This is a genomic window from Streptomyces sp. NPDC004667, assembly GCF_040609475.1.
Taxonomy (GTDB): domain Bacteria; phylum Actinomycetota; class Actinomycetes; order Streptomycetales; family Streptomycetaceae; genus Streptomyces.
This window is the reverse complement of sequence record NZ_JBEXKC010000005.1, coordinates 109403-129671: the sequence shown is the minus strand read 5'-3', so window position 1 is coordinate 129671 and position 20269 is coordinate 109403. Positions and strand designations below refer to the sequence as shown.

The following is a 20269-nucleotide window of genomic DNA, read 5'->3' as shown; positions in this document are numbered from 1 at the left end:
CGACCACGGTGACACCGCACGCGAACGCCGCTCGGCCACAGCGCCGGGCACGCACGACAGGGCCGGCCGGGACGGTCACGACCCCCGGCTGGGGATCCCACGCATCCTGCGCCGCCGCGCCCGCTGGGTCTCGGCGCGGCTGCGCCATCCACGCATGTAGGAGACACCGCCCCGGGCCCCGGCAGGGGCCCGGAGAGGGTGTCAGAGGGCGCAGCCCTGGGTGTCGACCCGGCGGCTGGAGGTCTTGCCGAGGCGGATGTCGTCCCGGATCTCGTCCGCCGTGAGGGCGTAACCGGTGTTCGGGTCGTCGAGCGACTTGGCGAAGACGACCCCGTACACCCGGCCCTCGGGCGTCAGCAGCGGGCCGCCGGAGTTGCCCTGGCGGACGGTCGCGTAGAGCGAGTAGACGTCGCGGCGGACGGTGCCCCGGTGGTAGATGTCCGGGCCGTTGGCGTTGATCCGGCCGCGGACCCGGGCCGCTCGGACGTCGTAGGCGCCGTTCTCCGGGAAGCCGGCGACGATCGCGTCGCTGCTGCTCGTGGCGTCCTTCTCGGTGAACTCCAGGGCCGGGGCGCGCAGCTTGGGCACGTCCAGGACGGCGATGTCGCGCTCCCAGTCGTAGAGCACGACCTTGCCGTCGTAGAGCTTGCCCTCGCCGCCGACCTGCACGGTGGGCTCCATGACGCCGCCGACGACGTGGGCGTTGGTCATCACCTTGCCCGGCGCGAAGACGAAGCCGGTGCCTTCCAGGACCTTGCTGCAACTGGGCGCCGTACCGACGACCTTGACGATGGAGAGCTTCGCCTGTTCGGCCACGCCGCTGCGGGCGAGGGCCGGGTCGGGGGCCTTCACCTCGGTGATCGGCTCGTTGGAGAACGGGCTGAAGACCTGGGGGAAGCCGTTGCGGGCGAGGGTGGAACTGAAGTCCGAGAACCAGGTGTTGGCCTGCGCGGGGAGCACGCGCGACACGCCGAGGAGCACCTTCGAGTTGCGGACCTCCTTGCCGAGCGTGGGCAGCGAGGTCCCGGCGAGCGCGGAACCGATCAGCCATGCCACCAGCAGCATCGCGACGACGTTCACCAGGGCCCCGCCGGTCGCGTCGAGCGCGCGGGCGGGCGACCAGGTGATGTGGCGTCGCAGACGGCTGCCCAGATGGGTGGTCAGGGCCTGGCCGATCGAGGCGCAGATGATGATCACCACGACGGCGATCACGACGACGGTGGTGGTTACCTGGGTGCCGTTGTCGGTCACCCGGTCCCAGATCAGGGGCAGCAGGGACACGGCGACGAGACCACCGCCGAGGAAGCCGATCACCGACAGGATGCCGACGACGAACCCCTGGCGGTAGCCCACGATCGCGAACCACACGGCGGCGACCAGCAACAGGATGTCCAGCACGTTCACGAGGGTCACCGTCTCATGCGTGCCAGTCGAGTGGGACCTGACGTGAGCGGTCCCACGGACGCTCCCAGCCCGCGAAGTGCAGGATGCGGTCGATCACCCCTGCCGTGAACCCCCAGACCAGGGCCGATTCGACGGTGAAGGCGGGCCCCTGGTGGCCTCTGGGGTGGACCACGGTCACCCGGTGGGCGGGATCCGTGAGATCCGCCACGGGCACCGTGAAGACCCGGGCCGTCTCGGCGGGGTCCACCGGGCCGACCGGGGAGGGTTCGCGCCACCAGCCGAGCACCGGGGTCACGACGAACTCGCTGACCGGGATGTAGAGCCGGGGCAGCACCCCGAAGAGCTGGACGCCGGCCGGGTCGAGACCGGTCTCCTCCCGGGCCTCGCGCAGGGCGGCGCGCAGCGGGCCGGTGGTGTGCGGATCGCCGTCCTCCGGGTCGAGGGCGCCGCCGGGGAAGGAGGGCTGGCCGGCGTGCGAGCGCAGGGTGCCGGCGCGCTCCTGGAGCAGCAGCTCCGGGCCGCGCGGACCCTCGCCGAAGAGGATCAGCACGGCGGACTGGCGGCCCCCGCCGTCCTCGGGGGGCAGGAAGCGGCTGAGCTGGCGCGGCCGGACGGTGCGGGCCGCCGCCACGACCGGATCGAGCCAGGCGGGCAGCCCCTCGGTGCTGAGGACCAGGTCGTCGCCCTCGCGGGTGGTGGCCGTGGTCTCGTCCTGTGTACCGCGCGTCATAGGCACCCCTGTCCGTGTTCTTCCGTGAACACCCTCTCCCACACCGCTGAACGCGGTCCGGGTACCGATTCGTTCCGGCGGGGGCGTGCGGCCGTCCCGCCGCACGCCCCCGCCGATGGGCCCGGCGGCCCGTCCGGCCGTACGCCCCTGGTCGTGCTCAGGCCTCCGTACGGGCTCCCGCCGGGGAGGCGGGGAGGCCCGGGTAGTCCGGGGGCGGGGACAGGCGCTGGCCCGGGTAGCCGCCCTTCTCGTACTTCAGCAGCTTCTTCGCCTTCTCCGGGTCCGTCTCGCCCTCCCCGTAGGCGGGGCAGAGCGGGGCGATGGGGCAGGCGCCGCAGGCGGGCTTGCGGGCGTGGCAGATGCGGCGGCCGTGGAAGACGACGCGGTGCGAGAGCATCGTCCACTCGCTCTTGGGGAAGATCGCGCAGATCTCCGCCTCGACCTTCTCGGGGTCCTCCTGCTCGGTCCACTTGAACCGGCGGGCGAGGCGCCCGAAGTGGGTGTCGACGGTGATCCCGGGGACCCCGAAGACGTTGCCGAGGACCACGTTCGCCGTTTTGCGGCCCACGCCGGGCAGGGTGACCAGGTCTTCGAGCCGGCCGGGGACCTCGCCGCCGAAGCGGTCGCGCAGGGCCTGCGACAGGCCGAGGAGGGACTTGGCCTTCATCCGGAAGAAGCCGGTCGGCCGGATCAGCTCCTCCAGTTCCTCCGGCACGGCCTCGGCCATGTCCTCGGGGGTCGGGTAGGCGGCGAAGAGGGCGGGGGTCGTCTGGTTCACGCGGAGGTCGGTGGTCTGCGCGGACAGGACGGTGGCGACCAGGAGCTCGAAGGGATTGCGGAAATCCAGCTCCGGATGGGCGTACGGGTACACGTCGGCCAGTTCCCGGTTGATGCGGCGGGCCCGCCGGACCATCGCGAGGCGGGATTCGGCCTTGCCCTTCGCGCTGCTCCGGGCGGGGGCGGGCACCCGGGAGGCCGCCGGGGTCCCGTTCACGGTCCTCGACGCGGGCCTCGACGGGGTACTCGACGCCGTCTTGTCCGCGGTCGCGCGCGCCGCCGCGCCCGGCGGTTTCTTGGCCGAAGCTTTGCCCTGAGGGGTCGGCCGGGACCCGCCGGACGCCTCCGCGGGGGCTTGTTCGCCCACGGCTGAATTTTGGGCCGCCGTCACTCCTGCGGACCCCTTGGCCTGTGCTCTCACCGGCTTATTGGACACCCGGCCAGCCTAAGGCCGGGCGCCGACACCCGCCCGGACCTCAGGTAACACCACCCCGATCGGCCGCTCACCACACAGCACGGGCGTCCGTCCGGCATCCTTGGTAGTGATTGATCGCACTGTTTGAGCCGTCCGGCAAAATGGGAGACCGGTCCCCTGAGCTGGTCGACATAGGAGAGAGACTCGTGGACGACGTTCTGCGGCGCGCCCCGCTGTTCGCGGCGCTCGATGACGAGCAGGCCGCGGAGCTCCGCGCCTCCATGGGCGAGGTGACGCTCGCACGCGGTGACGCCCTGTTCCACGAGGGCGATCCCGGCGACCGGCTCTACGTCGTGACCGAGGGCAAGGTGAAGCTCCACCGCACCTCCCCCGACGGTCGCGAGAACATGCTGGCCGTCCTCGGCCCCGGCGAGCTGATCGGCGAGCTGTCGCTCTTCGACCCGGGCCCGCGCACCGCCACCGCCACCGCGCTGACCGAGGTCAAGCTCCTCGGCCTCGGCCACGGTGACCTGCAGCCGTGGCTGAACGCCCGGCCCGAGGTCGCGACCGCGCTGCTGCGCGCCGTCGCCCGGCGCCTGCGCAAGACCAACGACCAGATGTCCGACCTGGTCTTCTCCGACGTTCCGGGCCGGGTGGCCCGGGCGCTCCTCGACCTGTCGCGCCGCTTCGGCGTGCAGTCGGAGGAGGGCATCCACGTCGTCCACGACCTGACGCAGGAGGAGCTCGCCCAGCTCGTCGGCGCCTCCCGCGAGACCGTGAACAAGGCCCTGGCCGACTTCGCGGGCCGCGGCTGGCTGCGCCTGGAGGCGCGCGCCGTGATCCTGCTGGACGTGGAGCGGCTCGCCAAGCGCTCGCGCTGACGCCACCGGCGTCGGCCGCCGCGCCCCGGCGCGGTCGTGGAGGGGTCCTGTCCGCAAGCCGGGCGGGGCCCCTCCGCGCGTCCGCCGCGCCCTGGAGAAGGGCTCCGCGGCGACCCCCGGAAAGGGGCACAGTGGGGATCATGGAAAACCGGGGTCTGGACGCGTACGGGTACTTCGAGCGGGAGGGGTCCCTGGGGCTGATCCAGCCCGCGTTCACCGGCCTCGTGGCCGCCGCGCGCGGCCGGATCGCCGAGGCCTACGGGAGCCGGCTCCACAGCGCCTACCTCTACGGGTCCGTGCCGCGCGGCACCGCCCGCCCCGGCCGCTCCGACCTCGACCTGCTGATCGCCCTGCACGACGAGCCCGCCCACGACGACCGCGACATCGCGGAGGTGCTGGGCCAGGGGCTCGACCAGGACTTCCCGGAGATCGACGGGGTCGGCGTCCTGCTGTACGGCACGGACCGGCTGCTGAGCGAGCGGGAACGCCACGACCTGGGCTGGTTCCTGGCCTGCCTGTGCACGCCGCTGCTCGGGGACGACCTGGCCGAGCACCTGCCCCGGTACCGGCCGGACGGCGTCCTGGCCCGGGAGACCAACGGCGACCTGGCCCGCGTACTGCCCCGCTGGCGCGAACGCTTCGAGGCGGCCTCGGAACCGGCCGACTACCGCCGGCTGAGCCGGGCCTTCGCCCGGCACCTCGTGCGCACCGGGTTCACCCTGGTCATGCCCCGCTGGGGCGGCTGGACCAGCGACCTCACCGAGTCAGCTGAGGTCTTCGCCCGGTACTACCCGCAGCGGGCCGACCAGATGCGGGCGGCGGCCGTCGTGGCGCTGGCCCCGGTCGAGGACCCTGCCGTGGTGCGCCGGTACGTCGAGGACCTCGGGCCGTGGCTCGCCGACGAGTACACGGCCCGGCACGGTACGAAGGCGCCGCGCCGGTAGGCCGCGGCGGAGCCCGTTACGCGCTCCGCGCCGGGGCCAGGGCGTCGACGGCCCGCTTCGCCTCCGCCAGACCGGCGCCGGTGATCTCGCGGTACCGCTTGATCGCCGAGACGTCGCGGCCGTCGCGCGCCAGCGCCCGTACCTCGTCCATCCCGGCCGGCTCCGGCTCCTCGATGCCCAGGTGGTCCAGCACCAGGCCCAGGCGGCGCTCCAGCCGGTCCGCCCTGTCCGTCAGGGCGCGCATGCGCAGGCTGACCGTCGAGGTGATCCAGCCGGCAGCGGCGAGCAGCGCGAGCAGTACGTACAGGGTGTTCATTCAGGTCCCCCCGGGATCAGTCCGTGATCACGAAGGTACTCCAGCTGTGCTTGTACGGACCATGTGGCCGCGGGCCAGAGCGAGCGGTCCACGTCGGCGTAGACCTGCGCGACGACCGCCTCGGGGGTGACGAAGCCGTTCTCCACGGCCGTCTCGACCTGTGCGAGCCGGTGGGCGCGGTGCGCCAGGTAGTACTCGACGGCGCCCTGCGCGTCCTCCAGGACCGGCCCGTGCCCCGGGAGCACGGTGGTCACCCCGTCGTCGACGGTGAGGGAGCGCAGGCGGCGCAGGGAGTCGAGGTAGTCCCCCAGGCGGCCGTCGGGGTGCGCGACCACGGTCGTACCGCGGCCCAGGATGGTGTCGCCGGTGAGGACGGCCCGGTCGGCGGGCAGGTGGAAGCAGAGCGAGTCGGCGGTGTGGCCGGGGGTCGCCACGACGCGCAGCTCCAGGCCACCGGTGCGGATCACGTTCCCGGCGGCCAGGCCCTCGTCGCCGAGCCTGAGCGTGGGGTCGAGGGCGCGGACCTTCGTCCCGGTCAGCTCCGCGAAGCGGCCGGCCCCCTCGGCGTGGTCGGGGTGGCCGTGGGTCAGGAGGGTCAGCGCGACGCGCTTGCCGGCCTGTTCGGCGGTGGCGATGACGGCCCGCAGGTGGGCTTCGTCCAGCGGGCCGGGGTCGATGACGACGGCCAGCTCGGAGTCCGGCTCGGAGACCAGCCAGGTGTTGGTGCCGTCCAGGGTCATCGCGGAGGCGTTGGGCGCCAGGACGTTGACGGCACGGACCGTCGCCGGCCCGGAGGAGACCATTCCGCGGGGCTGGCCGGGGAGTACGGCGGCGTCGGTCATGCGGTGCCTCCCGGGCGGACGCGCTTGGTGAACTCGTCGTGCCCCGGCCAGCTGAGCACCAGCTCGCCGTCCACGAGGGCGGCCTGCGCCAGTACAGGCGCCAGGTCCTGCGCGGCGGCCGCAGCCAGCGCGGCGGCGGCGCTGGCGTGGGGCTCCAGGGAGCGCAGGGTGGAGATGGTGGGCGGCATCATCAGCAGCTCGCCCCCGTCGTAGCGGGCGGCCGCCTCCGAGGGGCGGATCCAGACGGTCCGGTCGGCCTCGGTGGAGGCGTTGCGGGTGCGCTGGCCCTCCGGGAGGGCGGCGACGAAGAACCACGTGTCGTAGCGGCGGGGCTCGAACTCCGGGGTGATCCACCGGGCCCACGCCCCGAGCAGGTCGGAGCGCAGCAGCAGGCCGCGCCGCTCCAGGAACTCGGCGAAGGACAGCTCGCGCGCCACGAGGGCCTCGCGGTCGGCCTCCCAGTCGTCACCGGTGGTGTCGCCGACCACGGTGCCCGGCGTCTCCCCGGCGAGCAGTACGCCGGCCTCCTCGAAGGTCTCGCGGACGGCTCCGCAGACGATGGCCTGGGCGGTGGCGGCGTCGGTGCCGAGGCGGTCCGCCCAGGCGTCCAGGCCGGGGCCGGCCCAGCCGATGCGGCGGTCCTCGTCACGGGGGTCGACCCCGCCGCCGGGGTAGGCGTAGGCGCCCCCGGCGAAGGCCATGGAGGCACGGCGGCGCAGCATGTGCACGGCCGGGCCGGCGGGGGTGTCGCGGAGCAGCATCACGGTGGCGGCGCGTTTGGGCGCGACCGGGGTGAGCGCGCCGTCCGCGAGCGCGCGGATGCGGTCGGGCCACTCCGGGGGGTACCACTGGCCTCCGGCGGGCTGGCTGGACGACGGACCGTGCTGACCATTCGGCATGGCCGGATGCTACGGCCATCCGGCCCGATGTTCGAGGCCCACCCGGCCGGATCCGCGGCGCGGGCCGGACACGAGGCCGCCGCGCGGGCCGAACAGGAGGCCGCGGCGAGGGCCGGGCAGGAGGCCGCCGGGCGGGCCGGGCACGAGGCTGCCGGGCGGGCCGGACAGGAAGCCACCGCGCGGACCGAACAGGAAGCCGCCGGGCGGGCCGGGCACGAGGCCGCCAGGCGGGCCGAACAGGAAGCCACCGCGCGGGCCGGGCACGAGGCCGCCAGGCGGGCCGGGCACGAGGCCGCCGCGCGGGCCGGACAGGAAGCCGCCGCGCAGGCCCGACAGGAAGCCACCGCGCAGCCCGGACACAAGACCGCCGCGCAGGCCCGCTCCGCCGGGCGGCGCCGCAGGGCCGGAGACGGGCGGTGCCGGCCCGGGGACCGCCCACACCGGCACGGCGCCGGACGGCGCCGCCGCGGACAGAGACGGCACCGGCCCCGCGCCGGCCCCGCCGGACGGGGTCCGGTGGGGCGGCGCGGGGCCGAGCGGTGCGAGCGACGCCCCCGCGGGGAGTGGCGCGTCAGGCCGAAGCGGTCAGCTCGACCTGGATCTCGACCTCGACCGGGGCGTCCAGCGGGAGGACGGCGACGCCGACCGCGCTGCGCGCGTGGACGCCCTTCTCGCCGAGGATCTCGCCCAGCAGCTCGCTCGCGCCGTTCAGCACGCCCGGCTGGGCCGTGAAGTCGGGGGCCGAGGCGACGAAGCCGACGACCTTGACGACACGGGCGATCTTGTCCAGGTCACCGACCACGGACTTGACGGCGGCCAGCGCGTTCAGCGCGCAGGTCGCGGCCAGCTCCTTGGCCTGCTCCGCGGAGACCTCCGCGCCGACCTTGCCGGTCAGCGGCAGCTTGCCCTGCACCATCGGGAGCTGGCCGGCGGTGTACACGTAGGAACCCGACCGCACGGCCGGCTGGTACGTGGCCAGCGGCGGAACGACCTCGGGCAGGGTCAGGCCGAGCTCGGCGATCCTCGCCTCGACGACGCCGCTCATGCCTTCTCCCGCTTGAGGTAGGCAACGAGCTGCTCGGGGTTGTTCGGGCCGGGCACGACCTGGACGAGCTCCCAGCCGTCCTCGCCCCAGGTGTCGAGGATCTGCTTGGTGGCGTGCACCAGCAGGGGCACCGTCGCGTATTCGAACTTCTTGGTCATGGGCCCGAGCGTAATGCCTGGGCGGGAGTGGTTAGGCTCGGACGCTGTGAGCAGGCTCCAGGTGGTCAGCGGCAAGGGCGGCACCGGCAAGACCACGGTCGCCGCGGCACTCGCGCTCGCCCTCGCACGCGAGGGCAAGCGGACTCTTCTCGTGGAGGTCGAGGGCAGGCAGGGCATCGCACAGCTTTTCGGCACGGAGGCGCTCCCCTACGAGGAGCGGAAGATCGCCGTCGCGCCCGGCGGGGGCGGGGGCGAGGTGTACGCGCTCGCCATCGACGCGGAACGGGCGCTGCTGGACTACCTCCAGATGTTCTACAAGCTCGGCTCCGCCGGCCGGGCGCTCAAGAAGCTCGGGGCGATCGACTTCGCCACGACCATCGCGCCCGGTCTGCGGGACGTCCTGCTGACCGGCAAGGCGTGCGAGGCGGTCCGGCGCAAGGACAAGGCGGGACGGTTCGTCTACGACCACGTGATCATGGACGCGCCGCCGACCGGGCGGATCACCCGCTTCCTGAACGTCAACGACGAGGTGGCGGGGCTGGCCCGGTTCGGGCCCATCCACAACCAGGCGCAGGCCGTGATGAAGGTGCTCAAGTCACCCGACACGGCGGTGCACCTGGTGACCCTGCTGGAGGAGATGCCCGTCCAGGAGACCGCGGACGGCATCGCGGAACTGCTGGACGCAGGGCTTCCGGTGGGCCGGGTCTTCGTCAACATGGTGCGCCCGCACCACGTGGACGAGGGCACGCTCCGCGAGGCCGCAGAGGGTCACCGGCCCGACATCGCCCGGGCCCTGTCCCGGGCCGGGCTCGGGAGCGCGCGGCGGGGCGGGCTGGCCGAGCGGCTGGTGGAGCCGCTGCTGGCGCAGGCCGCGGAGCACGCGAGCCGGGTGGAGCTGGAGCGGGAGCAACGCCAGGTGCTGGCGGGGCTGGACGTGCCGACGTACGAACTTCCCCTGCTCGGGTCGGGGATGGAGCTGGCCGGGCTGTACGAGCTGGCGACGGAGCTCCGCAAGCAGGCGGACGCCGATGAGTGAGGGTGGGAACACCGTGGGCCTGGACACTCCCGCGCGACTGGCGGTCGACGCGCTGCTGGACGACCCGAAGACCCGGATCATCGTGTGCTGCGGGGCGGGCGGGGTCGGCAAGACCACGACGGCCGCGGCGCTCGGTGTCCGGGCGGCCGAACGCGGACGGAAGGTGGTCGTGCTGACCATCGACCCGGCGCGCCGGCTGGCCCAGTCGATGGGCATCGATTCGCTCGACAACACCCCGCGCAAGGTGGCGGGCGTGTCCGGCGGGGGCGGCGAACTGCACGCCATGATGCTGGACATGAAGCGGACCTTCGACGAGATCGTCGAATCGCACGCGGACGCCGAGCGGGCGCGGGCCATCCTCGCGAACCCCTTCTACCAGTCCCTGTCGGCCGGTTTCGCGGGCACGCAGGAGTACATGGCGATGGAGAAGCTGGGGCAGCTGCGGTCCAAGGACGACTGGGACCTGATCGTGGTGGACACCCCGCCGAGCCGGTCCGCGCTGGACTTCCTCGACGCGCCGAAGCGGCTCGGGTCCTTCCTGGACGGGAAGTTCATCCGGGTGCTGATGGCTCCGGCGAAGGTCGGCGGGCGGGCCGGCATGAAGTTCCTGAACGTCGGCATGTCGATGATGACCGGCACGCTGAGCAAGCTGATGGGCGCCTCGCTGCTGAAGGACGTGCAGACCTTCGTGGCCGCGATGGACACGATGTTCGGCGGGTTCCGCACCCGCGCGGACGCGACTTTCCGGCTGCTCCAGGCTCCCGGCACGGCCTTCCTCGTGGTCGCCGCCCCCGAGCCGGACGCCCTGCGCGAGGCCGCGTACTTCGTCGAACGGCTGGCGGCGGAGCGGATGCCGCTGGCCGGCCTGGTGCTGAACCGGGTACACGGGAGCGATGCCGCACGGCTGTCCGCCGAGCGGGCCCTGGCCGCCGCAGAGAATCTTGAAGAAGGCGGCATTGTCGATCAGGAGTCCGGGAAAGCTGGACTTCGTGACGCCGACGACGACGGCTCCCCCGGCGTGGACGACGCACCGAAGACCTCCGGAGAACCGGAAGCACCCGACGCACCCCACACGGACGACGCGCGCGCCGTCACCGAGGTGGACGAGATCACGGCAGGGTTGTTGCGCCTGCACGCCGAACGCATGCAGGTGATCGCGCGCGAACAGCGCACCCGCGACCGTTTCACTTCACTGCACCCCGAAGTGGCGGTGGCCCAAGTGGCCGCCCTGCCCGGCGATGTACACGACCTCGCCGGGCTGCGGGCCATCGGAGAGCGACTCGCGGCCGGTGTTCCGGCCGGAACATAGGCGTTCGTACGACGTGGCGTCCGGGTGGCTACCCGGCTGCCGCGTACGTCTCGTACGACACGTCGATCTCCGCGTCGACATCCACGGTCAGGATGCCCGTACTGCGCTCGTACTCCGTGCGGGCGGTTTCGAGCAACCGTCGCCACGAGGTGACGGTGGGACGCCTGCGCAACAAGGCGCGTCGTTCCCGCTCGGTCATTCCGCCCCACACTCCGAACTCGACACGATTGTCGAGCGCGTCGGCCAGGCATTCGGTCCGCACCGGACATCCGGTGCACACCGCCTTGGCCCTGTTCTGTGCCGCTCCTTGAACGAACAGTTCATCCGGATCGGTAGTGCGGCAGGCTGCCTGCGCACTCCAGTCGGTAACCCAGCCCATCCCGGCGCCGTCCTCTCCCGAATCGAGGCTCCCCCACGGCGGTAGCGGCATATTCACCGCTGCCAGTTGAGGACGTTACGGAAGGCGGGCACAGTGCAACACCCCCGACGGGCCCAATCTTGAATGGTCCGAACGGACTATGGGTAAGCGGCAGATCACCCGACGGAGTGATCCGGCGACATGCCCGACCATTCCGGCGATTCGGGTGAAATCGGGAACGGGCCGGTGCAGGGCCGTCAGCGGGAAGGGCGGGATTCGGACATGTGTCCACCCCATTCGGGAAGGGTGAAAATCAAGCCGGGGGGTTGATGTGGCACCGCGCTCCTGTGACAGTTGGGGTCAGCTTAGGCCAAGGCATTCGCGTGTGTCCGGCGAATGAGAACGTAGGCTGCCCTCCATGGGAAAGAAGCGCTCGGGCGGCGGGCTCACGGGGCCACAGCAGGCCGCCAAGTTCCTCGGGGTGTCCGTTCTCTCCGGAGTCGTACTCGCCGGCATCGCGATCCCGGGCGCAGGCGCGCTGGGACTCGCGGCCAAGGGGACCGTCGAGGGTTTCGACGAGATCCCGGCCAATCTGAAGACCCCTCCGCTGAGCCAGCGCACCACGATTCTGGACGCGGAGGGTGGCCTGATCGCCACCGTCTATTCACGGGACCGGCAGGTGGTCCCGCTCACGGCCATCTCGCCGTACATGCAGAAGGCGATCGTCGCGATCGAGGACTCGCGTTTCTACGAACACGGCGCGGTCGACCTCAAGGGCATCCTGCGCGCGGTGAACCGGAACGCGCAGGAGGGCGGCGCCGCGCAGGGCGCCTCCACGCTGACGCAGCAGTACGTCAAGAACGTCTTCGTCGAGGAGGCGGGTGACGACGAGTCGAAGGTCCGCGAGGCCCAGGAGAAGAGCCTCGGACGCAAGATCCGCGAGCTGAAGTACTCGATCCAGGTCGAGGAGGAGCTCGGGAAGAAGAAGATCCTCGAGAACTACCTCAACATCACGTACTTCGGCCAGCAGGCGTACGGGATCGAGTCCGCGGCGCAGCGCTACTTCAGCAAGCCGGCCAAGGACCTGACCCTGGAGGAGTCGGCGCTGCTCGCCGGCGTCGTCCAGTCGCCGAGCCGGTTCGACCCGGTGAACGACGCGCAGGAGGCGATGAAGCGCCGCAACATCGTCCTCCAGCGGATGGCCGACATGAAGGACATCTCGCAGGCGGAGGCGGACGAGGCGAAGAAGAAGCCGGTGACCCTGAAGGTGACCCGGCCGAAGAACGGCTGCATCACCGCGGTCAAGGGCGCGGGCTTCTTCTGCGACTACGTGCGCGCCACCTTCCTGTCGGACCCGGTCTTCGGCAAGACCCGGGAGGAGCGCGCGAAGATCTGGAACCAGGGCGGTCTGACCGTCCGCACGACGCTGGACCCGCAGTCTCAGGACGCCGCCAACGCCTCGATCAAGGACCACGTCCACGAGGACGACTCGATCGCGACGGCCGTGACCATGGTCCAGCCGGGCACCGGACGGGTGCTGGCGATGGGTCAGTCGAAGCCGTACGGCTTCGGGAAGAACGAGACGCAGATCAACTACTCCGTGGACAAGCGGATGGGCGGCTCCAACTTCGGCTTCCAGGTCGGCTCCACGTTCAAGCCGTTCATCGCCGCCGCCGCCATAGAGCGGGGCATGGAGCCGACGAAGGTGTACTCGGCGCCGAACAAGATGGAGTACCCGAGCCCGGTGTCCCGGTGCGACGGGTCGAACTGGCAGAACCTGCCGCTCGCCAACGGCAAGCTGCAGACGGCGGAGAACGAGACCCCGGAGGAGCAGGGTCCGTACGCGCTGAAGACGGCGATGGAGAAGTCCATCAACACGTACTTCGTGCAGATGATCTCCGAGATCGGGCTGTGCCCGGTCACGGAGATGACGCAGAAGCTCGGCGTGGTCCCGGCCAGCGGCGTGAAGCTGCCCGAGGAGCCGTCCATCGCGCTCGGCGCCGCCGAGATGTCCCCGCTGACGATGGCCAACGCCTACGCCACCTTCGCCAACCGGGGCATCTACTGCACCCCGATCGCGCTGGAGTCGATCACCGACGCCCACGGCAAGGCCCTCGCGGTGCCGAAGACCAAGTGCGACCGGGCGATGTCCCAGGACACCGCCGACACGATCAACACGCTGCTGCGCGGAGTGGTCGACTCCGGTACGGGTGAGCGGGCCGGTCTGACCGACCGCGACAACGCCGGCAAGACCGGTACCACGGACAACCGCTACAACGCCTGGTTCGTCGGCTACACGCCGAACCTGTCCGGCGCCGTGTGGGTCGGTTCCGGTGGCGCGAAGAAGATCACGATGGAGGACATCACCATCGGCGGTCAGTACTACCCGAAGGTCTTCGGCGGTGGTCTGCCCGGCCCGATCTGGAAGGACGCGGTCTCCGGCTCGCTGTCCGGCCGCGAGGCCCCCGGATTCGTCACGGTCAACATCCCGGAGCCCTCGGTTCCGGGCGGTGGCGGCGGCAACGGCGGGAACAACGGCAACGGCGGCAACAACGGCGGCCGGAACAACCCGACCCAGCCGACCACCCCGCGCAAGCCCGGGAAGCCGGGCAAGCCCGGCGGCGACAACAAGCCGGGGGACAACCGCCCCGGCGGCGCGACGGCGGCCGGACCCACCGGAGGCCTCTTCGGCGGCGCCACGGGGGGCGGCGCGACCGACCCCGTCACCGGCGGCACCGCGGCCGGCCTGATCGGCGGCCCGGAGCCGCAGTAGCGGTAGAAGCGAAGAAGGGGAGGGCCCCGGCGGACGGTTCCGCCGGGGCCCTCCCCTTCTTCATGTACTCCCGGTCCGGTCCGGTGCAGTCCGCCGCTACGCGAGCTGCTGCTTGACGACGGCGGCGACGCGGCCGCCCTCGGCCAGACCGGCCACCTTCGGATTCACGATCTTCATGACGGCGCCCATGGCCCGCGGCCCCTCGGCACCCGCGGCCCTGGCCTCCTCCACCGCCTGCGCGACGATCGCGACGAGCTCGTCGTCGCTGAGCTGCTTGGGCAGGTAGCCGTCGAGGAACTCGCCCTCGGCGGTCTCCCGCGCGGCCTGCTCGTCGCGGCCGCCCTGGGCGAAGGCCTCCGCGGCCTCGCGGCGCTTCTTCGCCTCCTTGGCGATCACCTTGAGGACTTCGTCGTCGGAGAGCACGCGCGCTTCCTTGCCCGCGACCTCCTCCTTGGTGATGGCGGAGAGGGTCAGGCGCAGGGTGGACGAAGCGAGTTCGTCGCGCGCCTTGATCGCGGTGGTGAGGTCTTCCTGGAGCTTGGCCTTGAGCGTGGTCATGCACTGAGTCTGCCAGGTGCGGGGACGGCGGCGCCCGCGGGTTTTCGCGGTCTGCGACGATGGGGGCATGCGCGCGCGTTACGAAGTCCCCCTGAAGGTCACGGCCGGACTCGCGGCGGTGGGGGCCGCCGGAGTGGCCTATGCCGCCGGATTCGAGGCACGGTCGTTCCGCTTGCGGCGGGTCACGGTGCCGGTGCTTCCGGCAGGGATGCGGCCGCTGCGCGTACTCCAGGTGTCGGACATCCACATGGTCGGCGGGCAGCGCAAGAAGCGCGCCTGGCTCCAGTCCCTGGCGGGGCTGCGCCCCGACTTCGTCGTCAACACCGGCGACAACCTCTCCGACACGGAGGGCGTGCCGGAGGTGCTGGACGCGCTGGGTCCGCTGATGGACTTCCCCGGCGCGTACGTCTTCGGGTCGAACGACTACTACGGGCCCCGGCTGCGCAATCCCGGGCGCTACCTGATCGAGAAGGCGCAGGGCCGGCACGGGCTGAACGGCAACAAGCCGGTCGTCGGCGCCGTCCACAACCCGTGGGAGGACATGCGGGACGCCTTCGACGCCGCCGGCTGGCTGAACCTGACCAACACCCGGGCCCGCATGAAGCTGAACGGTCTGGAGCTGGCCTTCACCGGGCTGGACGACCCCCACATCAAGCGGGACCGCTACGAGCGGGTCGCGGGCGGCCCCGAGGCGGACGCGGACTTCTCGCTGGCCGTGGTGCACGCCCCCTACCTCCGGGTCCTGGAGGCCTTCACCGCCGACCGCTACCCGCTGATCCTCGCCGGGCACACCCACGGCGGGCAGCTGTGCATCCCCTTCTACGGGGCACTGGTGACCAACTGCGACCTCGACACCAAGCGGGTGAAGGGCCTGTCGACGTACGAGGCCGGGGGGCACCGCTCCTACCTGCACGTCTCGGCCGGCTGCGGCACGAACCGCTTCACCCCGGTCCGCTTCGCCTGCCCGCCGGAGGCCACGCTCCTGACCCTCACGCCCAAGGCCTAGGTGCCGCTCCGCCCTCCTGCCGGGGCCCCGCGAAAACCGGATTTCGTCTCCGGGCGAGGGTCCGCTAAAGTAATCGATGTCGCCAGGCAGCAAGCCTGCAAGGTGGACATCGGGGTGTAGCGCAGCTTGGCAGCGCGCTTCGTTCGGGACGAAGAGGTCGTGGGTTCAAATCCCGCCACCCCGACTTCGTAAGACAGGAAGGGCCTGATCCGCAATGCGGATCAGGCCCTTCCTGCGTTTCTTGGTCACGGCAGGTCAGTTGTGCCTCGCGGGGCCGGGGCCGCCGGGCTTCGACGTGTCCTCGACCGGTTCTCCACCAAGGCGCGCGTGCAGGGTGCGCATGCTGCAGCTTTGTCGACCGTTCGCCCTCGGCCGGGTCACCGGCCGGAAAGGACACCTCATGCTGCACCTGCCCCGCCGCGAAGGCGCGGCCCCGCGCGTCTTCGGACCGGCCCCGCACGGTCAGGGCTCCCAGATCTCCCCGATCATGATCCAGGAGGAGCTGTGGGAGCGGATGCGCGCGCTCCCGTACGTATACATGGCCCCCACGCTCGTCTCGGTCCCGCACGCCCGTGCGCTGTTCCTGCCCGAGGGCATCGGCACGGGCCCCGCGGCGGCCTTCCAGCGGGGCCGGGAGTGGGGCCACATCCACCCCCACCACGACGGCTCGCTCCACGTCACGCTCCCGCCGGAGGCCGAGGCCGAGGTCATCGCCGCGGGCTGGGGCGTACACCACCCGGTCCAGGACGTGACGCTCGTCTACGGGCCCAGGAACGTGGAGGAGTTGGAGACGGTCTGGCAGATCGTCCAGACGTCGTACCGGTACGCGATCGGCGCGAAGTGACACCGTCTGGGGAGTAAGAGCAGGTCAGGGGCCTGATCCGGATCTTGGGTCAGGCCCTTCCACCCGGACGACGCTCCCGGAGCCGGTGCTCCCGGGCGGGACGGCGGCTGAGGTGCGGCGGGGGGCGGGCGGTGTTGCAATGCCTGGAGGGCCACGCCGGAGGGGCGGGCCGCCGGGGCACGGGAGGAGCGCCATGAGTGGCGACGGCTCGGGCCGACGGCGGCAGCTGCACATCCTGGGCCATCTGGCGTCCATCGTCGCCTCGCCGACCGTGCTGACCGCGCTCTACTACGTGGCCCCGCTCGACCACGGCTTCAACGATCTCTCCTTCGGAGCACTGCTGGGCGGGCTGATCCTGTTCGGGGCACTGGTGGCCTGGCAGGCCTCCGCCATCAGCCGGTCGGAGTACCCGCGGCTGCGGGCGGTCGAGGCGCTGGCCACCGCCGTGCCCCTGTTCCTGCTGCTGTTCTCGGCGTCGTACGTCCTGCTCTCGATCGGGAATCCGCAGTCGTTCTCGGAACCCCTGGACCGGACCGACGCCCTGTACTTCACGGTGACGGTGTTCGCGACCGTGGGCTTCGGCGACATCGTGCCGACGACCCCCACCGGACGGGTGCTGACGACCCTGCAGATGGTGGCCGACCTCATCGTGGTGGGCATCGTCGCCAAGGTGCTCTTCGGCGCGGTGCGGGTCGGGCTGACCCGTCGCCCGGGGCGGTATGAACCGTGAGCGCGGCGCAGCCCGCGGAGGCGCTCCGGCTGGCGGACGTGCTGAAGGCCCCCGGATACCTGAAGACCCTGCTGCTCTGCGCGCTCGTCGGCATTCCGGTGTCGCTGGTGGCGTTCTGGTTCCTCGCCGGGATCCACGAGCTCCAGCACGCGCTGTGGTCCGACCTTCCGCACGCCTTCGGCTGGGCCTCCGCCCCCTGGTGGTGGCCGCTGCCGCTGCTGCTCGTCGCGGGCGTGCTGGTCGGGCTGATCGCCCTGCACATGAAGGGCGCGGGCGGTCACATCCCCGTGGCGTCCATGGGCGCGGGCATGGGCGGGGCCTCGACGGCCGTGCTGCCCGGGGTGGTGCTCGCGGCGGCGGCGAGCCTGCCCTTCGGTGCCGTCCTGGGTCCGGAGGCTCCGCTGATCGCCCTCGGCGGCGGGCTGGCGCTGCTCCTGCGGGACTTGCCGCGGAGCCCGGTGACCCCGCAGAACACGACGCTGCTCGCGGCGGCGGGTGCCGCGGCGGCGGTCGCGGCCATCTTCGGCAGCCCGTTGATCGCGGGGGTGCTCCTGATCGAGCTGGTGGGCGTGGGCGGGGTCCGGTTGTTCGCCGTGATGCTGCCCGCCATGCTGTCGAGCGGCATCGGGGCCCTGGTGTTCACCGGCTTCGGCCAGTGGACCGGTCTGCAGATCGGCAAGCTGAACGCGAAGCTGCCCGAACCGTTCACCCGGCTGGACGCCCCCGACGTGGCCTGGGGGCTGCTGATCGCGGTGCTCGTGGCCGTCCTCCAGCACTCGGCGATGGCCACGGGCCGGGCCGTGGCCACGTACGTCGCGGGGCGGACGCTGGTGCGGACGGCTCTGTGCGCGTTGGGCGCCGGCGCCTGCGCGGCGGTGTACGCGCTGATCACGGGCCGGGACCCGCAGGACGTGGCCTCCTCGGGGCAGAACACCCTGGCCATGCTGATCGCCGATCCGCAGGCCTGGGGCATCGGCGCGCTGATCGCCGTGGTGCTGTGCAAGGCCCTCGGGTACGCGCTGTGCCTCGGCAGCCTGCGCGGCGGCCCGGTCTTCCCGGCGCTGTTCCTGGGCGCGGCGACGGGGCTGCTGCTGTCGCCGCTGCCGGGGCTGGGCGTCGTCCCCGGAGTGGCGGCGGGCCTCGCGGCGGCCACCGCCGTCGTGCTGCGGATGCCGGTCAGCAGCGCGGTGCTGGTGACCCTGCTGATGGGCAACCCGGCCGTGACTCCGCTGGTGATCATTGCGGTGGTGGTCGCCCTGATCACCACCGAGCTGCTTCCGGGCGGCCCGCGGCCCGCCGGGTGAGGGTCCCGGCGGGTACCGGCCCGCCCCTACGCGTCCAGCGGGTTCGCGGCGATGCGCCGGGCCGCGCCGCCCGCCACGTACGCGGCCGCCGCGCAGGTGGGCTTGCGTACGGCCTGGTCCTCGACCAGGGCCAGGAAGGCCGGGCCGAAGCCGAGGCGCGGGTAGTGCTCCAGCAGGCCGGCCCGGAAGGCGGGGTCGAAGTCGGCGACGCGCAGCCCCGAGACGTCCGCGCTCGTGCCCACCTGGAGGAGGTGGCTCTCGACGTCCTCGGCGGCGGTGACGTCGTCGCGCATGTGCAGCACGATCACCTCCTGCGCCCGCGCCCGCCGCTGCGGCGCCCAGCCCAGCCCCGCGGTGAAGATCCGGGCCACGTGCCCGCCAGCCTCCTCGAAGGGGAGGGTGTGGCTGTCGAAGGGCGGGGTCAGGCCCAGGTCGTGCAGCAGGGCGCTGACGTAGAGGAGTTCCGCGTCGTGGGCGAGCCCGTGCCGGCGCGCGTACTCGGCACCGAAGGCGTAGGAACGGACGGAGTGGTTGAGGAGGGCCTGATCGGCGTACTCCGAGGCGGCCTCGAAGGCCGAACGGGCCGTGTCGGAGTCAAGGTTGTGAAGGGTCCACGTCATGGGGGCACCCTAGGGGGACGGGATGAAGTCCACCTCGGACGGCTCCTCCCCCGGCCAGGACAGCCGCGTCGGCGCGGGCCGGGTCTCGGCGAGGACGCTGCCGCGCGATACGACGTAGCGCGGCCGGACCTGACGGCGGATCGCCTCCTCAGGCGTGGGCGCGGGCAGGAGCACGAAGGAGGCGGGGGCGCCCTCCGTGATCCCGTACTCCGAGGCGTCGAGGCCGAGCACACGGGCCGCACGGTCCGTCACCATCGAGAAGGCGGCCGGGATCTCGTCGGCTCCGGTGAGCTGGGCGGCGTAGAGGCCGACGAGGGCGGTCTGGAGCGGGTTTCCGGTACCGAGCGCGTTCCAGGGGTCCATCACGTCGTCGTGACCGAAGGCCACGTTGACCCCGGCGGCCAGCATCTCCTTGACCTGGGTGAGGCCGCGGCGGCGCGGGTAGCCGTCGAAGCGGCCCTGGAGGTTGAGGTTGGCGAAGGGGTTGGAGACCAGGTTGATGCCGGAACGGGCCAGGAGACGCTGGAGCTTGTAGCTGTACGCACCGTTGTAGGAGCCCATCGCCGTCGTGTGTGAGGCGGTCGCGCGCCCGCCGAGGCCCGAGCGCAGCGCCAGGGTCGCCAGCACCTCCACGAACCGGGACTGCTCGTCGTCGATCTCGTCGCAGTGGGCGTCGACGCGCAGTCCGTGCTCCTCGGCCAGCGCGAACGCGGTCCGCAGCGAGGCGATCCCGTCCTCACGGGTGTCCTCGAAGTGCGGGATCGCCCCGACGGCGTCCGCCCCGCGCGCCACGGCCTCGCGCAGCAGCGCCTCGCCGTCGGGGAAGGAGACGATGCCCTCCTGGGGGAAGGCCACGATCTGGAGGGTCATCACGTCCCGCACCCGGTCGCGGACCTCCAGCAGCGCGTCGAGCGCGGTGAGGGAGGGGTCGGTGACGTCGCAGTGGGTGCGGACGTGGAGGACGCCGTGGGAGGCCTGCCAGCGCAGCACCTGCGTCGCACGCGTGATCACGTCCTCGCGGGTGAGGGTCCGCTTGCGCTCGCTCCAGCAGGCGATGCCCTCCCAGAGGGTGCCGGAGGCGTTGGGGCGCGGCCGGCCGGCGGTCAGGGCGGTGTCGAGGTGGATGTGGGGCTCGACGAAGGGGGCGGTGAGCAGCCCTCCGTGGGCATCGACGAGCACGCCGGTCGCGGGCGGCTCCTTCTGGTCGTCGTGCGGGATCACCCGCGCGATGCGGCCGTCCTCGCCGACCTCGACATCGGACAGGCCATCGGTGTGGAGGAGCCGGGCACCGCGCACGATCATCCGCATGCGGTCAGCGTA

The 20269-nt window shown here is 72.2% G+C and carries 22 protein-coding genes and 1 tRNA gene; 10 read left to right on the top strand and 13 right to left on the bottom strand.

What is annotated here, in order from left to right:
* Positions 1-201: 201 nt before the first annotated feature.
* The 3 genes from ABZW32_RS04810 to nth form a co-directional block, all read right to left on the bottom strand.
* Complete coding sequence (locus tag ABZW32_RS04810; RefSeq protein ID WP_266841735.1) at positions 202-1404, bottom strand: MarP family serine protease; 1203 nt, start codon at positions 1402-1404, stop codon at positions 202-204.
* A gap of 13 nt (positions 1405-1417) precedes the next feature.
* Positions 1418-2134, bottom strand: a complete 717-nt coding sequence (locus ABZW32_RS04805; protein WP_356211175.1) for a CoA pyrophosphatase — start codon at positions 2132-2134, stop codon at positions 1418-1420.
* 157 nt (positions 2135-2291) lie between these two features.
* Entirely contained in the window at positions 2292-3101 is an 810-nt protein-coding gene (gene nth, locus ABZW32_RS04800; protein WP_356211267.1) for an endonuclease III, read from the bottom strand.
* A gap of 431 nt (positions 3102-3532) precedes the next feature.
* On the opposite strand from nth, the gene ABZW32_RS04795 reads away from it, so the two are divergent.
* A complete protein-coding gene (locus tag ABZW32_RS04795; RefSeq protein ID WP_003981529.1) occupies positions 3533-4207 on the top strand; it encodes a Crp/Fnr family transcriptional regulator in 675 nt (224 codons plus the stop codon).
* Between the two features lie 140 nt (positions 4208-4347).
* A complete protein-coding gene (locus tag ABZW32_RS04790; protein WP_356211172.1) occupies positions 4348-5151 on the top strand; it encodes a nucleotidyltransferase domain-containing protein in 804 nt (267 codons plus the stop codon).
* 16 nt (positions 5152-5167) lie between these two features.
* Here the strand turns inward: ABZW32_RS04790 and ABZW32_RS04785 are convergent, their stop codons facing one another.
* The 6 genes from ABZW32_RS04785 to ABZW32_RS04760 form a co-directional block, all read right to left on the bottom strand.
* On the bottom strand, positions 5168-5467 hold the full coding sequence (locus tag ABZW32_RS04785) for a hypothetical protein (RefSeq protein WP_356211170.1): 300 nt from the start codon (positions 5465-5467) through the stop codon (positions 5168-5170).
* Complete coding sequence (locus tag ABZW32_RS04780; protein WP_356211167.1) at positions 5464-6309, bottom strand: MBL fold metallo-hydrolase; 846 nt, start codon at positions 6307-6309, stop codon at positions 5464-5466. Before ABZW32_RS04780 ends, ABZW32_RS04785 begins: the two co-directional genes overlap by 4 nt.
* The gene (locus ABZW32_RS04775; protein ID WP_356211164.1) at positions 6306-7208 is read right to left on the bottom strand and encodes an NUDIX hydrolase; all 903 of its coding nucleotides are present in this window, start codon (positions 7206-7208) and stop codon (positions 6306-6308) included. Before ABZW32_RS04775 ends, ABZW32_RS04780 begins: the two co-directional genes overlap by 4 nt.
* 9 nt (positions 7209-7217) lie before the next feature.
* Positions 7218-7691 (bottom strand): hypothetical protein, encoded by a 474-nt coding sequence (locus ABZW32_RS04770; RefSeq protein ID WP_356211161.1) that lies wholly within the window; start codon positions 7689-7691, stop codon positions 7218-7220.
* A gap of 88 nt (positions 7692-7779) precedes the next feature.
* Positions 7780-8253, bottom strand: a complete 474-nt coding sequence (locus ABZW32_RS04765; protein WP_356211158.1) for a RidA family protein — start codon at positions 8251-8253, stop codon at positions 7780-7782.
* A complete protein-coding gene (locus ABZW32_RS04760; RefSeq protein ID WP_007264966.1) occupies positions 8250-8411 on the bottom strand; it encodes a DUF4177 domain-containing protein in 162 nt (53 codons plus the stop codon). The genes ABZW32_RS04765 and ABZW32_RS04760 overlap by 4 nt, the downstream gene beginning before the upstream one ends.
* Positions 8412-8457: 46 nt before the next feature.
* On the opposite strand from ABZW32_RS04760, the gene ABZW32_RS04755 reads away from it, so the two are divergent.
* Positions 8458-9447, top strand: a complete 990-nt coding sequence (locus ABZW32_RS04755; protein WP_356211156.1) for an ArsA-related P-loop ATPase — start codon at positions 8458-8460, stop codon at positions 9445-9447.
* On the top strand, positions 9440-10756 hold the full coding sequence (locus ABZW32_RS04750) for an ArsA family ATPase (RefSeq protein ID WP_356211153.1): 1317 nt from the start codon (positions 9440-9442) through the stop codon (positions 10754-10756). The genes ABZW32_RS04755 and ABZW32_RS04750 overlap by 8 nt, the downstream gene beginning before the upstream one ends.
* Positions 10757-10784: 28 nt before the next feature.
* Here ABZW32_RS04750 and ABZW32_RS04745 read toward each other — a convergent pair whose 3' ends face one another.
* On the bottom strand, positions 10785-11135 hold the full coding sequence (locus ABZW32_RS04745; RefSeq protein ID WP_030228569.1) for a WhiB family transcriptional regulator: 351 nt from the start codon (positions 11133-11135) through the stop codon (positions 10785-10787).
* Positions 11136-11532: 397 nt separating this feature from the next.
* Between ABZW32_RS04745 and ABZW32_RS04740 the strand changes: the two genes are divergently transcribed.
* Positions 11533-13887 (top strand): transglycosylase domain-containing protein, encoded by a 2355-nt coding sequence (locus tag ABZW32_RS04740; protein ID WP_356211150.1) that lies wholly within the window; start codon positions 11533-11535, stop codon positions 13885-13887.
* A gap of 96 nt (positions 13888-13983) precedes the next feature.
* On the opposite strand, the gene ABZW32_RS04735 is transcribed toward ABZW32_RS04740, so the two are convergent.
* Positions 13984-14445, bottom strand: a complete 462-nt coding sequence (locus tag ABZW32_RS04735; RefSeq protein WP_356211147.1) for a GatB/YqeY domain-containing protein — start codon at positions 14443-14445, stop codon at positions 13984-13986.
* 67 nt (positions 14446-14512) lie between these two features.
* Between ABZW32_RS04735 and ABZW32_RS04730 the strand changes: the two genes are divergently transcribed.
* The 5 genes from ABZW32_RS04730 (at position 14513) to ABZW32_RS04710 (ending at position 18329) form a co-directional block, all read left to right on the top strand.
* The gene (locus ABZW32_RS04730; RefSeq protein WP_356211144.1) at positions 14513-15451 is read left to right on the top strand and encodes a metallophosphoesterase; all 939 of its coding nucleotides are present in this window, start codon (positions 14513-14515) and stop codon (positions 15449-15451) included.
* A 110-nt stretch (positions 15452-15561) separates the two neighbouring features.
* Positions 15562-15635, top strand: a tRNA-Pro gene (locus ABZW32_RS04725).
* A gap of 216 nt (positions 15636-15851) precedes the next feature.
* Entirely contained in the window at positions 15852-16295 is a 444-nt protein-coding gene (locus tag ABZW32_RS04720) for a luciferase family protein (RefSeq protein ID WP_356211141.1), read from the top strand.
* A 193-nt stretch (positions 16296-16488) separates the two neighbouring features.
* Positions 16489-17025: a potassium channel family protein gene (locus tag ABZW32_RS04715; RefSeq protein WP_356211138.1), complete on the top strand. Its 537-nt coding sequence runs from the start codon at positions 16489-16491 to the stop codon at positions 17023-17025.
* A complete protein-coding gene (locus tag ABZW32_RS04710; RefSeq protein WP_356211135.1) occupies positions 17022-18329 on the top strand; it encodes a chloride channel protein in 1308 nt (435 codons plus the stop codon). The genes ABZW32_RS04715 and ABZW32_RS04710 overlap by 4 nt, the downstream gene beginning before the upstream one ends.
* A gap of 26 nt (positions 18330-18355) precedes the next feature.
* Here ABZW32_RS04710 and ABZW32_RS04705 read toward each other — a convergent pair whose 3' ends face one another.
* Together ABZW32_RS04705 and codA are read right to left on the bottom strand one after the other, a co-directional pair.
* Positions 18356-18949, bottom strand: coding sequence for an HD domain-containing protein (locus ABZW32_RS04705; RefSeq protein ID WP_356211132.1), 594 nt, complete (start codon positions 18947-18949; stop codon positions 18356-18358).
* A gap of 9 nt (positions 18950-18958) precedes the next feature.
* Positions 18959-20257, bottom strand: a complete 1299-nt coding sequence (codA, locus tag ABZW32_RS04700; RefSeq protein ID WP_356211129.1) for a cytosine deaminase — start codon at positions 20255-20257, stop codon at positions 18959-18961.
* Positions 20258-20269: the final 12 nt, after the last annotated feature.

Bases quoted from the DNA above. Each gene is read 5' to 3' on its own strand.
- ABZW32_RS04805 (WP_356211175.1), bottom strand. From the start codon at position 2,134: ATGACGCGCGGTACACAGGACGAGACCACGGCCACCACCCGCGAGGGC.
- ABZW32_RS04790 (WP_356211172.1), top strand. From the start codon at position 4,348: ATGGAAAACCGGGGTCTGGACGCGTACGGGTACTTCGAGCGGGAGGGG.
- ABZW32_RS04785 (WP_356211170.1), bottom strand. From the start codon at position 5,467: ATGAACACCCTGTACGTACTGCTCGCGCTGCTCGCCGCTGCCGGCTGG.
- ABZW32_RS04780 (WP_356211167.1), bottom strand. From the start codon at position 6,309: ATGACCGACGCCGCCGTACTCCCCGGCCAGCCCCGCGGAATGGTCTCC.
- ABZW32_RS04775 (WP_356211164.1), bottom strand. From the start codon at position 7,208: ATGCCGAATGGTCAGCACGGTCCGTCGTCCAGCCAGCCCGCCGGAGGC.
- ABZW32_RS04765 (WP_356211158.1), bottom strand. From the start codon at position 8,253: ATGAGCGGCGTCGTCGAGGCGAGGATCGCCGAGCTCGGCCTGACCCTG.
- ABZW32_RS04760 (WP_007264966.1), bottom strand. From the start codon at position 8,411: ATGACCAAGAAGTTCGAATACGCGACGGTGCCCCTGCTGGTGCACGCC.
- ABZW32_RS04750 (WP_356211153.1), top strand. From the start codon at position 9,440: ATGAGTGAGGGTGGGAACACCGTGGGCCTGGACACTCCCGCGCGACTG.
- ABZW32_RS04745 (WP_030228569.1), bottom strand. From the start codon at position 11,135: ATGGGCTGGGTTACCGACTGGAGTGCGCAGGCAGCCTGCCGCACTACC.
- ABZW32_RS04740 (WP_356211150.1), top strand. From the start codon at position 11,533: ATGGGAAAGAAGCGCTCGGGCGGCGGGCTCACGGGGCCACAGCAGGCC.
- ABZW32_RS04735 (WP_356211147.1), bottom strand. From the start codon at position 14,445: ATGACCACGCTCAAGGCCAAGCTCCAGGAAGACCTCACCACCGCGATC.
- ABZW32_RS04730 (WP_356211144.1), top strand. From the start codon at position 14,513: ATGCGCGCGCGTTACGAAGTCCCCCTGAAGGTCACGGCCGGACTCGCG.
- ABZW32_RS04720 (WP_356211141.1), top strand. From the start codon at position 15,852: ATGCTGCACCTGCCCCGCCGCGAAGGCGCGGCCCCGCGCGTCTTCGGA.
- ABZW32_RS04715 (WP_356211138.1), top strand. From the start codon at position 16,489: ATGAGTGGCGACGGCTCGGGCCGACGGCGGCAGCTGCACATCCTGGGC.
- ABZW32_RS04705 (WP_356211132.1), bottom strand. From the start codon at position 18,949: ATGACGTGGACCCTTCACAACCTTGACTCCGACACGGCCCGTTCGGCC.
- codA (WP_356211129.1), bottom strand. From the start codon at position 20,257: ATGCGGATGATCGTGCGCGGTGCCCGGCTCCTCCACACCGATGGCCTG.